This window comes from Streptomyces sp. NPDC026522, from assembly GCF_055567555.1.
The window spans coordinates 164331-177974 of record NZ_JBVHQF010000002.1 but is presented as its reverse complement, the minus strand read 5'-3'; the positions used below and the strand labels follow the sequence as shown (position 1 = coordinate 177974).

The 13644-nt window shown below is 74.3% G+C and carries 9 protein-coding genes; 3 read left to right on the top strand and 6 right to left on the bottom strand.

Translation table 11 applies throughout. The features are described 5' to 3' along the window. Positions 1 to 26: 26 nt before the first annotated feature. The 3 genes from ACZ4M3_RS05335 (at position 27) to ACZ4M3_RS05325 (ending at position 940) form a co-directional block, all read left to right on the top strand. Positions 27 to 221, top strand: a complete 195-nt coding sequence (locus ACZ4M3_RS05335) for a hypothetical protein (protein ID WP_467730308.1) — start codon at positions 27 to 29, stop codon at positions 219 to 221. A gap of 8 nt (positions 222 to 229) precedes the next feature. After that, the gene (locus ACZ4M3_RS05330) at positions 230 to 496 is read left to right on the top strand and encodes a DUF7848 domain-containing protein (protein WP_467730307.1); all 267 of its coding nucleotides are present in this window, start codon (positions 230 to 232) and stop codon (positions 494 to 496) included. Between the two features lie 180 nt (positions 497 to 676). Continuing rightward, positions 677 to 940, top strand: coding sequence for a chorismate mutase (locus ACZ4M3_RS05325; RefSeq protein ID WP_467730306.1), 264 nt, complete (start codon positions 677 to 679; stop codon positions 938 to 940). A gap of 278 nt (positions 941 to 1218) precedes the next feature. Here ACZ4M3_RS05325 and ACZ4M3_RS05320 read toward each other — a convergent pair whose 3' ends face one another. The 6 genes from ACZ4M3_RS05320 to ACZ4M3_RS05295 all read right to left on the bottom strand — a co-directional run bounded on the left by ACZ4M3_RS05320 (position 1219) and on the right by ACZ4M3_RS05295 (position 13383). After that, positions 1219 to 2883: a peptidase gene (locus tag ACZ4M3_RS05320; RefSeq protein WP_467730305.1), complete on the bottom strand. Its 1665-nt coding sequence runs from the start codon at positions 2881 to 2883 to the stop codon at positions 1219 to 1221. 189 nt (positions 2884 to 3072) lie between these two features. Next, on the bottom strand, positions 3073 to 4854 hold the full coding sequence (locus ACZ4M3_RS05315; protein ID WP_467730304.1) for a GMC oxidoreductase: 1782 nt from the start codon (positions 4852 to 4854) through the stop codon (positions 3073 to 3075). A gap of 24 nt (positions 4855 to 4878) precedes the next feature. Beyond that, positions 4879 to 6510, bottom strand: a complete 1632-nt coding sequence (locus tag ACZ4M3_RS05310) for a succinic semialdehyde dehydrogenase (protein WP_467730303.1) — start codon at positions 6508 to 6510, stop codon at positions 4879 to 4881. A gap of 103 nt (positions 6511 to 6613) precedes the next feature. Further along, positions 6614 to 8266, bottom strand: coding sequence for a serine/threonine-protein kinase (locus tag ACZ4M3_RS05305; protein WP_467730302.1), 1653 nt, complete (start codon positions 8264 to 8266; stop codon positions 6614 to 6616). 124 nt (positions 8267 to 8390) lie between these two features. Continuing rightward, a complete protein-coding gene (locus ACZ4M3_RS05300) occupies positions 8391 to 11264 on the bottom strand; it encodes a hypothetical protein (RefSeq protein ID WP_467730301.1) in 2874 nt (957 codons plus the stop codon). Between the two features lie 118 nt (positions 11265 to 11382). Then, entirely contained in the window at positions 11383 to 13383 is a 2001-nt protein-coding gene (locus ACZ4M3_RS05295) for a serine/threonine-protein kinase (protein WP_467730300.1), read from the bottom strand. Between the last annotated feature and the right edge of the window lie 261 nt (positions 13384 to 13644).

Genomic DNA, 13644 nt, shown 5'->3' with positions numbered 1-13644 from the left:
AAGTCGCCATCCCTACCGTCCATTTCATGGCAACGCAGACCACCATGAGTCCCCCGGTCCACCTCTCCCTGCCCGCCGGCGCGCCCAGACCCGCAGCCGGGTGCGATGTGTGCGCCGCGCTCGCCAGGCAGCGGTCGGAGGCGCACCGGAACGGCGACCGCTCGGCGGTGTCGGACTGCAACGTGGAGATCGTCGCCCACCGCGGGCGGGACGGGTGCTGAGGCGGCCGGTGTACGGGTACGTCGCGCACACCATCCGGCACGCGCCCGAGGGCGGGATCACCTACGAGGCGTTCTGCACGGCCCCCCGCTGCGGGGCCGACTCCGGGCCGCAGGACGCGCAGGAAGCCGCGCAGGACTGGGCCCTGCGGCACACCGGGCTGACCGGCCACGACCTGTTCCGCCGGGTGTTCACCGACCACGCGCGCGTCACCCGCACGACCGCCCGGCCGTCTCACGATCCGGGCGGGGTTGGCCGGGAAGGGGAGGGATGGTAATAATCCCTTCCATGCGCAAGCAGCTGAGCTTCCTCTTTACCTATGGCACCGGCCGGTCCGGTCGCCATGGGTCATCGTGATGCTCGCTTGAGCCGCTGACTTCCCAGAGCGCCCCGGTCCGACAGGACCGGGGCGCTCTGCGTTTCCGCTCCTGTCGGCACGAACCACAGGAGAACCGCCATGACCACGATCACCACCACCCCCGAGCAGCTGATCGCCGACTCCCGCGCGCGCATCGACGCGATCGACGACCGGATCATCGGCCTGATCCAGGAGCGGATGGCCGTCTCGACGGTCATCCAGGAGGCCCGGATCGGCTCCGGCGGCCGCCGGGTGCACCTGTCGCGCGAGATGGAGGTGCTCTCACATTGGAGCGATGCTCTCGGCAAGTCCGGTACTTCGCTCGCCATGACCCTGCTGGAGCTGTGCCGCGGTCGCGTCTGAGGCCGCGGCGACACCGGCGCCGACGGGCGGCTGTTCGTCACCCGTCCGGAGCGTGACCGGCCCCGCAAGCCCTCGTTGATGCCGGTGTCCGCGCCAGCCAGGCGCGGGTCGGCACCACCACGCGTGGCTCCACGGGAGCGTGAGACGTACCGCCCGACGGGTGTGCGTCGTGGGACCTCGCTCCCGCGCGTGACCGGACGGCAGGGGACAGCAGCCCGGTCACCCCTAAGGGACGGCCGGCCGGGGGGACGCCCCGGGCCGGCCGTTCCCGTCCCGCGCTACTGGCCGCGCCGGCCGGGCGCACCCCGCCGGCGGACGGCCACGTACAGCGCGCCGCCCGCCGCGACCAGCGCCGCGGCGCCGACCGCGAGCGGCCCGGCCGTGCTGCCGGTGGAGGCCAGGTTGCCGCCCTGCGCGGTGGTTCCCGTACCGGCGCCGGACACCTTGACCGTGGGCGAGGCGCTCGCCGACGCGCTCGCGCTCGCGGACGTGGACGGCGACGGGGACGGGGACGGGCTGCCGCTCGTCGACGGGCCCGGGGTCGGGCCGGTGCCCGAACCGTCCTTGGCGTTGATGACGACGGTGGCGGTGTTGTCCGCCGCTTTCGGGTCGAACGCGTGCGGCCGCGGGGCGGCCGTGCCCCAGTCGCCGACGGTGACGGAGCCCTTCGCGTCCTCCACCACCTTCTCCAGCTTCAGGTCGAAGGGGTAGACCACCTTCTCGCTCTCGCCCACCCGGTTTCCGAGCGCGCACTCGTAGCGCGGCGCGCCGAGCTGCTCGGCGCGCTTGGTGCCGTCCGCGTCCACGGCCAGGCACTCCTCCGGCTTGCGGGTGACCTTCGCGCCCTCGGGGACCACGACGACCGTGCGGGCCAGCGAGTCCGCCGGGCGCGCGGCACGGATCCAGGCCGGGCCCTTGTTCTCGAACACGAACGCCGTCTTCAGGGTGTCGCCCGCCTTGCCCTTGAGGGACACCGGGTTCGTCGCGAAGTCGGCGGTGTTCTCGGTGCGGAAGGTGAACTCGCGGCGGTTGTCCCCCGGGTTCAGGTCCGCGGCGCGCAGCGCGGGCGCGGCCGGGGTGCCCTTCACGGGGGTCGCGGTCAGCTTCCGGCCGGTCGCCGCCTTGCTGCTCCACGACGCGGCCTTCGGCTCGTCGCCGGCCGGGTGGATGCCGTAGACCAGGGTGTCGTCGTAGGCGTGCGCGGTGGCTTTGACGTGCAGCGGGCTGTCGCCGGCCAGCTCGTAGGACGCGCCGGGGACGAAGTCGCCCTCGACGGTGCAGAGCACGGTGGCCAGGTCGCCCGCGGTACGGGAGCGGCAGTTGTCGTACGTCTCCACGAGCTCCATGCCGCGCGTGGTGCCCAGCTCCAGGACCACGCCCTTCGCCGCCTGCGTGCCCTCGTTGGCGAACACCAGCGGCATGGCCTGGCTCTCGCCCGGCTTGAGCTCCTTCTTGAGCTTCATCTCCCGCATCACCAGGTCGGGGCCACCGACGCTGACCTTGGTGGTGACGGGGGTGACGCTGGCTCCGGGTACCTTGCCCGTCACCGTGATCTCGCCCGTCGCCCCGTTCGCGGCCCCCTTGGCGGCGGCGACGTCCAGTTCGAGGCTGACCGGCAGGCCGCGGTAGGCGCAGACCAGTTCACCTTCCCTCTCGATGCACTGGTGCATCGGGTCACTCGCGTGCTCCCGCACCGTGGCGACCCCGGCGACCTTGCGCAGGTCGACGGTGAACAGGCCGGCGAAAGGCGTCCCGGTGGCGGGGTGGTCCAGGCTGATGCTCAGCCGCTGCTCCCTGGCGCTCCCGCCGCCGACGGGCAGCGGGAGGTCCAGGGCGGAGGGGCCGACGAGCGGAAAGACGGGATCCGCGGCGTTCGCGGGGACGGCGGCCGTGCCCAGGGCCACCAGGCCGCACGCGGCCAGCAAGGAGATGCGCTTTCTCATGCCCCCCTTGACCCCCGAACGCGAGGCGCAGTTGCCCGCGCCGCTGTGTGATGGACGCCACAGCCCGGTCGCGGGGATTCCGCTACAACCTTCTACGGCGGCCGCCGGTCACTCATGTGTGTACGGCGGGCACCGCGCTCGGAGGGGGAGCGCGGTGCCCGCCGTTGTCGTACCCGGTGCCGGGTGCGGTCAGCGTCCGGATTCCGTTTGCCTCGGGGGAATCTCCGGCACCGCCAGGAACGGCAGCCGCAGCGCGCCGAACGCCTCTTTCGGAACGGCCGGGGCGACCGGTTCCACGGCGGCCAGCCGGACGTATCCGGCGCCCTGCGCGGGGCGCGGGTCCGGCTCGCCCTTGTTGGGCCAGTACGACATCGCCCGCTCCGCCTGCGCAGTGATCGTCAGCGACGGATTGACGCCGAGGTTCGCGCAGACCGCGGCGCCGTCGACCACCGAGATGCCCGGGTGCCCGTACAGCCGGTGGTAGGGGTCCACGACGCCTTCCTCGCGGGACGCGCCGATCGGGCAGCCGCCGAGGAAGTGGGCGGTCAGCGGGGTGCCCATCAGTTCGCCGACGTTGCTGCCGGGGAAGCCGTTGATCTCCTCGGCCAGCAGGGTCGCGGCTTCGGTGGCTTCCGCGATCTGTACCGGGTTGGGGGCGCCGTGGCCCTGGCGGGCCGTCAGCAGGCCCTTGCCCAGGCCGCCGGGCTTGCGGTACGTGGTCAGGGAGTTGTCCAGGGACTGCATGACCAGGCCGATGATGGTCCGCTCCGACCAGCGGCGGTTGGACAGCGAACGCAGCAGCTGTACGGGGTGGGTGGCGGTCCGGGTGAACCAGGCCCGTACCCGGTGCTTGTGGTGCGGCACCTGGAGGATGGTCATGAACCCCATGGCGTTGGAGCCCTTGCCGTAGCGGACGGGCTCGATGTGGGTGTCCGCGTTGGGGTGCACCGACGAGGTGATGGCGACGCCCTTGGTGAAGTCGGCCCGGACGGCCCCGCCGTGGCGCCTGCGGTAGCGGCGGTCGTCGGTCTGGGCGCCGACCAGGCCCTCGGAGTTGGTCCGGGTCAGGTCGCCGAGCCGGTCGGAGATGCCGGGCAGTTCACCGCGGTCCTTCATCGCGTGCAGCAGGGTCTGGGTGCCGTACGTGCCCGCCGCGACGACCACGTACCGGGCGCGCAGCACCTTGGCCCGGCCCCGGCGCCGGTTGTCGGTGGGCACCGTGCGTACGCGGTGGCCGCCGTCGGGGTGTTCGGAGAGCGCGGTGACGGTGGTCATGGGGTGGATGACGGCGCCCGCGCGTTCCGCGAGGTGGAGGTAGTTCTCGGTGAGGGTGTTCTTCGCCCCGTGCCGGCAGCCGGTCATGCACTCGCCGCATTCGGTGCAGGCCGTGCGGGCGGGCCCCGCGCCGCCGAAGTACGGGTCGGGCACCTCCTCGCCCGGCCGGACCCTGGCGTGCCCGCCGGCGTCGTCGCCGTCGCCGAAGAAGACGCCGACCGGGGCCATGTGGAAGGAGTCCCCGACGCCCATCTTCTCGGCGACCGCCTTGAGGTGGACGTCCGAGGGGGTCATCGTCGGGTTGAGCCGTACGCCGAGCATCCGCTTGGCCTGGTCGTAGTACGGGGCGAGTTCCTCGCGCCAGTCGGTGATCGACGCCCACTGCCGGTCTTCGAAGAAGGCGGTGGGCGGCACGTAGAGGGTGTTGGCGTAGTTGAGGGAGCCGCCGCCCACCCCGGCGCCCGCGAGCACCATGACGTTGCCGAGCAGGTGGATGCGCTGGATCCCGTACAGCCCGAGGGCCGGGGCCCACAGGTAGTTGCGCAGGTCCCAGCTGGTGCGGGGCAGGCTCTCGCGGGTGAAGCGGCGTCCTGCCTCCAGGACGCCGACCCGGTACCCCTTCTCGGTGAGCCGCAGTGCCGAGACCGACCCCCCGAAGCCCGATCCGATGACGATGACGTCGTAGTCGTACGACACTGCCGTGCCTCCCAGTCGGTCGTGCTAGCGCAGGCGGAGGGCCTTCATGATCTTGAGGCTGCGGGTCATGAACTCGGCGTACTTCTCGTCGTCCATGCCCAGCGAGGGCGCCATCGGCAGCAGCCGCTGGTGGGCGACGGTCTGCGCCTCGGTGTACTTGAGGATGCCCTCGGAGCCGTGCCGGCGGCCGAGGCCGGAATCCTTCATGCCGCCCATCGGCGACTGGGCGCTGCCGTAGGCGGGGGCGTAGCCCTCGTTGATGTTGACGGTGCCGGTGCGCAGGCGGGCGGCGACGGCGTGGCCGCGGCGGGCGTCCTTGGTCCAGACGCTGGAGTTGAGCCCGTACGGGGTCGCGTTGGCCAGCGCGACGGCCTCGTCCTCGTCGGTGAACCGGTAGATCGAGACGACCGGGCCGAAGGTCTCCTCCCCGCACACCGCCATAGGGGCGTCGACGCCGTCGAGGATGGTCGGCTCGTAGAAGAGCGGGCCGATGTCGGGGCGGGCGACGCCGCCCGCGACCAGGGTGGCGCCCTTGGCGACGGCCTCGTCCACGTGCCGCCGTACGGTCTCCAGCTGCCGTTCGCCGACGAGCGAGCCCATGTCGGCGCCGTACGCGAGGGAGTTGCCGAGCCGCATCGCCTTGGTGCGGGCGGCGAAGCGCTCGACGAACGCGTCCGCGACCGAGGCGTGGACGTAGAGCCGCTCGATGGAGATGCACAGCTGGCCCGCGGAGGAGAAGCAGGCGCGGACGGCGCCCGCGGCGGCCTTCTCCACGTCGGCGTCGTGCAGGACGAGCATCGCGTTCTTGCCGCCGAGCTCCAGGCTGACACCGACCAGGCGGGCGGCCGCGCCCTGGGCGACCTCGCGGCCGGTACGGGTGGAGCCGGTGAAGGAGACGTAGTCGGCGTGCCGGACCACCTCGGGGCCGATGACGGGACCCTCGCCCAGCACGATCTGGAACACCTCGGCGGGCAGCCCCGCCTCGATCAGCAGGTCACGGGCCCACAGAGCGGTGAGCGCGGTCTCCGTGTCGGGCTTCATGACGACCGCGTTGCCCGCCACGAAGGCGGGCAGCGCGTCGCCGACAGACAGTTCGAGCGGGTAGTTCCACGGGGCGATCTGGCCGACGACGCCGCGCGGCTGGCGCAGCTCGGTGACCTTGGTCAGGGTGGGCATCGCCCCGGTGTGGCCCTTGGGCCGCAGGTAGGACGCGGCCTTGCGGCCGTAGTGGCGGGCGCCGACGGCGACGGCCTGGACCTCTTCGTGGGCGTGCAGGCGGGCCTTGCCGGTCTCCAGCTGGATCAGGTCGAGCACCTCGGCCTGCCGCTCCAGGACGAGGTCGTGGAAGCGGAGCAGGACGGCCGCGCGCCGCCGTACGGGAACGGCGGCCCAGGCGCTCTGGGCCGCCCGGGCACGCCCGAAGGCGGTGGCCACGTCCTCGGGGGTGGCCTCGGGCAGGTCCGCCAGCTCGGCCCCGGTGAAGGGCGTGTGGTTGGCGGTGCGGCCCGAGCCGATCACTCCGCGGGTCAGCCGGGCGACCAGGTCGGGGGTCACCACGTCGGCCGCGGTACGGGCGCCGGCCGGGGCGGCGGCTACCGGGTTGGTGGGCTGCGGAGCGGAGCGGAGGGGGGCGGCGGGGGCCTGCGAGTCCGTCATGGCGGTGAGCGTATGCCGCCCCGGGGCCTTTGGGTACCCGTGGGTAACCGGATTTTGCCATTTCCGCCAGTGTCTGCTGGCAGGATGACCGGCCGGCGCCGGTTCAGCCCGCCTTGGGGGCGGGCTGCCAGCCGCTGAGCACCGTGTCGAACTGCTGGCGGGTCGTCGCCCAGTCTGCGGCCGGCCCAGACATGTACACCGCGTACTCGACCTCGTCCGGCGTCACGTACATCTGCTCGACGGCCCGGCGCGGTCCGGCCTGGGCACCCTTCTCGGTCCAGCTGAAGTCCCACAGGGCCGCCCGGGTGGTGCCCCGGAAGGTGTTCCCGTGCAGGTCGTGGCGCTTGTAGTCGGTCCGCTCGCGCAGCTGCTTCTCCAGGTCGAGCAGGTGCGTGTACGGGTTCGGCCAGTCCGGGCTCTTGTCGACGGCGATCCGGATGAAGTGCTTCCCGCCGTCCGGCGTGTAGTCGATCTGGTCGCCGTCCATCCGGCGCACCCAGTCGTTCGGGACGAACAGCGAGAACCCGGCCGGGTCGACGACCTTCTTCCAGCCGGCCGGCGGGGCGACGGCATCGTTGTCGCCGTCGCCCTGCTGCCCGTCGGGGGCGCTCGCGTTCTTGTCGGAGCCGCCGCCCCCGTCGCTGTTGTCCTGCGTGTACTTGAGCACGCCGAAGACCCCGCCGCCGCCGATCAGCGCCGCCACCAGGGCGACGATCGCGGCCCGCCGGATCCGGCCCGGCGCCGGGCTGCCGGGCAGCGGCTCCGGCCCGGGCCGCGTCGGCGGCTGCGGCGGCTGCTGCTGCTGCTGCTCGGCGAGGTGGGCCGTCCGCGGCTCGGGCGCCCGCTCCGCCTGCGCCTCCCGCGCGGGGGCGAGTTCACCGGGCGTCACCGCGCGCGTGGGTACGTACGCCTGCGCCGCCTTCGGCGCCCGGCCCTCCATCGCCTCCAGCAGCATCCGCTCGGCCTCCTGCGCCGACGGCCGCTCGGCGGGGTCCTTGCGCAGCAGGGCGGTGATGACGGGACCCAGCGCGCCGGACTGGCGCAGCGCGGGCGGCTCGTCGTTGACCACGGCCTGGAGGCTGGAGATCGGCGACGTCCGGCGGAAGGGCGAGCGGGCCTCGACGGCGGTGTACAGGGTGGCGCCCAGCGACCACAGGTCGGAGGCCGGGTCGGGCGCCCCTCCCGTGACCCGCTCGGGGGCCAGGTAGTCGATGGAGCCGACCAGTTCGCCGGTGCGGGTGATCGAGGTGTCCCCCTCGATCGCCGCGATCCCGAAGTCGGTGAGCAGGACCCGGCCGTCCTTGGCGAGCAGCACGTTGCCCGGCTTCACGTCCCGGTGCAGGACGCCGACCGCGTGCGCCGCGCGCAGCGCACCCAGCACGTGCAGACCGATCCGGGCCGCCTCGCGCGGCTCGATCCGGCCGGCCGCCTTGGCCGCCTCGGCGAGCGAGGGGCCGTCGATGTACTCCATGACGATCCAGGGCCGGTCGTCGTGCTCCAGTACGTCGTGGACGGTGACCACGGCGGGGTGCTGGATCCGGGCGGCGGCCCGGGCCTCCTTCTGCGTCCGGGCGTGCAGGACGTCCCGGTCCGCCTGCGCGACGTACAGACCCGCCGTCAGTTCCTTGACGGCCACCGTCCGGTGCAGCAACTCGTCGTGCGCGCGCCACACCTTGCCCATGCCGCCGCTGCCGATCGGCTCGACGAGCCGGTACCGGCTCGCGAGCACCGCGCCCGCGCCTGTCTGCTGTTCCACGAAACCCCGCCACTCTGTGCACTCCGGGTCAGATTACGGAGCCCCGGGCGATGCTCCCACCGCGCGGGGCCGGTGAGACCGCACTGTGACGGAATCGGCGCACTGACCGACCGTCAGCAGCCGGTCAACCCCCGGTTCGGTAACTGGCCGTGGCCTTGTCGAAGACCTCGGTCACCTTGCCCTCTTCGTCCTGCGGACCCGTCACGAGCACCACGTGGTAGCTGCCGCCGAGCGCGACGACGAAATTGCGCGCGACGACGGACCGTCCGGCGGAGTCGATCCACGTGTACCGGCCGGTGGCCCGCAGCTGGTTGCCGACCTTGGTGGTCCGCACGTCGCCGCCGCTCGCCCAGGTGGAGGAGCGGTACGGGGACAGTTCCGGCTCCTTGTCCTTCTGGTACGTCGCAGGGTCGGGGCTGCCCTCGACCTTGTCCCGGCCCGGTACGACGGTCAGCGTGAACTGACCGTCGGTGTACCGGACCTGGCCCGCCTCGTTGATGCCGCGCCGCTCCCAGCCCTCGGGGACGGCGATCTCGAAGTGCTCGGGGTCCTGCTGCGTCGTGTACCCGGGCGGCGCCGGGGCGTTGGTCTGCGGGGCGGGCTTGGACTCGGGGCTCCCGGAGGGCGTCCCGGCGCTCGCCGTGGGCGGTGTCCGGCCCGGCGCGGGCGTCGTGGGCGCGCCCGGGGCGGACTGCGGGGGCTTCGCCGTCCCCGGGTCGGCGGACCGGGGCATGAACAGCACCGCGTACGCCACCGCCGCGGCGAGTACGGCGAGGATGCCGACCAGCAGGGTCCGGCCCAGGGAACGCGGGGCCCGGGCGGTGTCCGCGCTGCGGTGGCGGCCGTGCACCTCACCGCGCCTGCGCACGACGGGCAGCCGCGCCGGGTCCGGCTCCGGCATCGGCAGCATCCCGAAACCGGCGTCCGGCTCGGGCGCGGAGCGGATCAGGGACCGCAGCCAGCCGCGGAGCTCCTCGAAGTCGGGCCGCTCGGTCGGGTCCTGGCGCAGCAGCGACTCCACGACCGGGCGCAGCGGGCCGCACTCCTCGGCGAAGGCGGGCGGCTCCGCGCACACCATCTCGACCAGCTCGGCGACGCTGTCCTCGGGGTACGGGGCGTGGCCCTGGACGGCGCGGTACAGCAGCGCGCCGAGCGCCCACAGGTCGGTGGCGGGGCCGACGGGCGGGGCCAGCTGCCAGTGGCCGTGGACGGGGCCGGCCTGTTCGGGCGCCCACCGCTCGGTGACGGCCCCGACGACGGCCATCCGGGTCTGCCGCGCGCGCTCGGCGTCGAGGCCGGTGCGCGGGCCGCCGGTGCGGCCGGGGGCGGGGACGGGTGCGGGCTCGGGCGCGGGCTCCGGTGCGGGACCGGGGGCTTCGGCCTGGCGGTAGCCCTGGGGCAGGGCGAGTTGGGCGGGCAGTGCGGGCCGGCCCGGGGACAGCTCGGCGGGCCCCGGCTGGGGCTCCGCCGGCTGCTCGGGCCCGGAGTCCGGACGGCGGCGCGGGGTGGCGCCGTGCCAGGGCGCGGGCCCGGCGGTGTCCGGGCCCCCGTAGGGGTACTCGTACCCCTGCGGCAGGTTCGAACCCCCGGGCCGGGGCTCCGGCAGGCCGGCGGCCGCGGCCCGCGCCCCGGCCCGGTAGGCGGCGATGGCCCCGGCGCGGGCGGCGGCCTGCCGGTCGGGCCCGTCGTCCTGCGCCCCGGGCTCCGGGCGCGCGTCGGGCCGAACGTGGTCGGAGTACCGGGGCCCGGTGTCGTACCCGGGCGCGACGAGCGGCGCGTACACGGGCACGTACGGCTGCGCGCCGGAACCGGAGGCATGCACCTCCGCCCCGGGATTGGAAGCGTGCGTCCCCGCCTCGGAGCCCGCCCCGAAGCCCTCTGCCCCCGGACCGGAGGCGTACGGCTCCACCTCGGCCGCAGGCGGGAACGCCTCCCCGGCCGAACCGGAAGCGTACGGTCCCGCCTCGAAGGCGGGACCCCCGCCGGAGGCACACGGCTCCACCCCGGAGCCGGCTCCGAAGGCCTCCGCCCCCGGACCGGAGGCGTACGGCTCCACCTCGGCCGCAGGCGGGAACGCCTCCCCGGCCGAACCGGAAGCGTACGGTCCCGCCTCGAAGGTGGGACCCCCGCCGGAGGCATACGGCTCCACCCCGGAGCCGGCTCCGAAGGCCTCCTCCCCCGGACCGGAGGCGTACGGCTCCACCTCGGCCGCAGGCGGGAACGCCTCCGCGCCCGGACCGGGAGCGCGCGAACCCGTCTCGGAGGCCCGCTCGAACGCCTCCGCCCGGGGACCAGAACCGTACGTCCCCGCCTCAGCCGCAGGCGGGAACGGCTCTGCCCCGGGACCGGGGGCGTACCGCTCGTCCGCGCGGGCCCCGGGGGCGGGGGTGTCCCACCCCGCCCCGCCGCCACCGCCGTCGGAACCATCAGGCACCGGGTCGTACCCGCACAGGGCCTCCTCGGCGGCGCCCGCCGCCAGACCCGTCAGGACGACCCGCCCGTCCTCGCATATCAACACGGTCCGGACCGTGATGTTCCGGTGCGTCCAGCCGTGGGCGTGCAGCACCCGCAACGCGGTCAGCACGTCGGAGGCCACCTCCGCCGCCCGGTACGGGCTCAGCGGCTCATCGGCGATCAGCGCGGCCAGCGGTCTCGCCGGGACCAGTTCGCTCACTATCCACAGCGACCCGTCCTCCGCGAACACGTCGAAGACCTGGTCCAGCCGCGGATGGTCCGGCACCGAAGCCGCCGCCTGCGCCGCGGCGATCGCCCGGCGCACCGCAGGGAGTTCCCCGGCCCAGCGCCGCCCGGCCACCGGCCCGCGCGACCCGTCCAGCAGCTCCGCGTCCACGACCTCCGGCAACGGCACCTGCCGAACGAGGACTTCCTGTCCGCTGCGCGTGTCGAAGGCCCGCGTCTCGACGAGCTCGTACTCGTCCGACGGCGGCAGCGGCAGACGGTAGCGGTCCGCCAGGATCCGCCCCGCGTAGTCCTCCACTCCGCCTCCCCCGAGTGCGCCGGGCCCCTTTGGTCCCCGCGGACACGATACGTCGCCCGGGGCGCCCGCGTCCCGGGCCTGACGAGTCCCCCGCCCCAGTCGGGGGACCCCCGGGGGGTCAGCCCAGGATCTGGAAGGTCTGGAACGCGGTGTCGCGCAGCTGGGCGCACTCCGGGGCGTCCCACTGGTCGGCGGCGCAGCTGATCATGATGGCGTAGCCGTGTTTGGCGTCGGCCCGGAAACCCCGGTTGAGCACCCGGACCTTGGTGCCCTGCTGCTCGCGCTCGAACTCCCAGTCGGCGACGGTCGGGTAGCCGCGGTAGTCGACGGTGTCCAGCCGGAGCAGGTGGTAGCCGCTGCTGCTGGACGCGACGGCCGGGGCCAGCTCGGCCCAGGCGGCGCGGGCGTCCTTGCCCGGGCTTTGGGTGAAGTCGACCTGGATGCGCGGGAACCCGCCGTCGCGGCTGTATATGGCGCCGGAGTTGTCGCCCGCCGTGCCCGTCTGGTGGAAACCGGCGGGCATGGCCATGGAGAAGTGGAACCGGACGTCCGTCACCTGCGCGTAGCCCGCCGGAAAGGTGCCGCCCGGGGAGCCGGGGGTGGCTCCCTGCCCCTGCGTCTGCCCCTGGCCTTGACCGGGGCTCGCTCCCGCGCCGTTGGCCGCGCCGCCCGGGGACGCGCTCGGGGTCGGGGTGGGGGTGGAGGCCGTCGAACCTCCCGTGGACGGGCGGGGGCTGGGGGGCCGGGACGCGGACGGCTGCGGGCCGCCCTTGCCCTCGTTCTTGCGGGAGTCCGTGTCGTCCCCGCTGAACGCGTAGGCGATCAGGGAGCCGACCAGTGCCAGCGCGACCACCACCCCGGCTATCGCCAGGACTATGGTGCGGCGCGCCATCACGTCGGTGAGCGGAGCCACGGCCTTCGCGGGCCGGGCCGGCGGGGCCTCGGCGGCCGAGGCGGCGGCTGCCGCCGCGGCGGCCTTGCGGGCGGACTTCAGCGCGGCGCGGGCGCGCTCGCGCTGCTCCTTCTCGCGCCGCTCGCGTTCCTTCTTCTCCGCCTTCGCCGCGGCGACCTCCGCCGCTCGGGCCGCCTTCTCCGCCTTCTCGGCGTCGGCCTTGTCCGCCGCCGCCTGGGCGTCGGCCAGGGATATGGCCCGGGTCTGCTCCACCGCCGGGGGCAACACCTCCGGGGCGGGCTCGGGTTCGGGGGCGTTGATGACGGCGGTGAGCATGGCCCGCGCCCGCGCCTCGTCGAGCCGCTGGGCGGGGTCCTTGGCCAGCAGTCCGTAGATCACCTCGGTCAGCGGCCCGGCGTTCTTCGGCGGGTCCACCTGCTCGGTCATCACGGCGGTGAGGGTGGCGAGCGCGGAGCCCTTGTCGTACGGGGGCACTCCCTCGACGCAGGCGTACAGCAGCCCGCCGAGCGACCACATGTCGGCGGGCGGGCCGGGCTTGTAGCCGCGTGCGCGCTCCGGGGAGATGTAGGAGGGGGCGCCGACGAGCATGCCGGTGGAGGTGATGGAGGGGTCGCCCTCGACCTGGGCGATGCCGAAGTCGGTGAGGACGACCCGGCCGCTGTCGGCTATGAGGACGTTGGACGGCTTCACGTCGCGGTGCAGGATGCCCTGGCGGTGCGCGGCGCTCAGTACGTCGAGCACGGCGAGACCGACCTCGGCCGCCCGACGGGGGGTCAGGGCGCCGTGCTCGCGGATGTACTCCGCGAGCGAAGGCCCCTCGATGAGCTCCATGACGATCCACGGGCGGGCGTCCTCGTCGACGACGTCGTAGACGGTGACGGCGCCGCCGCTGCGGATGCGTGCGATGGCCTTGGCCTCGCGGAGAGTGCGGGTGATGAGCCGGCGCTTCTCGTCCTCGTCGACCCCGTTGCCGAAGCGGAGTTCCTTGACGGCGACCGTCCGGCCGAGGACCTCGTCCCCGGCGCGCCAGACGGTGCCCATGCCGCCCTTGCCGAGCACGGCCCCCAGCCGGTACCGCCCGGCCAGCAACCGCCCCCGGTCCGCCGCGTCCCCATCCGCGGTCTCGGCCCCACGGGTCTTGGCGTCGGCCGGCTTCGCGGCTGCGGACTTGGCGTCCGCGGGCCGGCCGTCTGCCTTCGCAGCCACCGGCTCGGCATCGCGCGGCGTGCCGTCACCGCCGGCCGCGGGGCCGGCCGAACCACCGTCAACAGCCTTCGCACCGGCCCGCCCAGGCGCCGCCTTGCGCAAGTCCGCCTTCGCGCCCTTCGGCTCGGCAGCGGCGGCCTCGTCAGCCGAAGCTGGCGCACCCTTCGCCTTCGCAGCCACCGGCTCGGCATCGCGCGGCGTGCCGTCACCGCCGGCCGCGGGGCCGGCCGAACCACCGTCAACAGCCTTCGCACCGGCCCG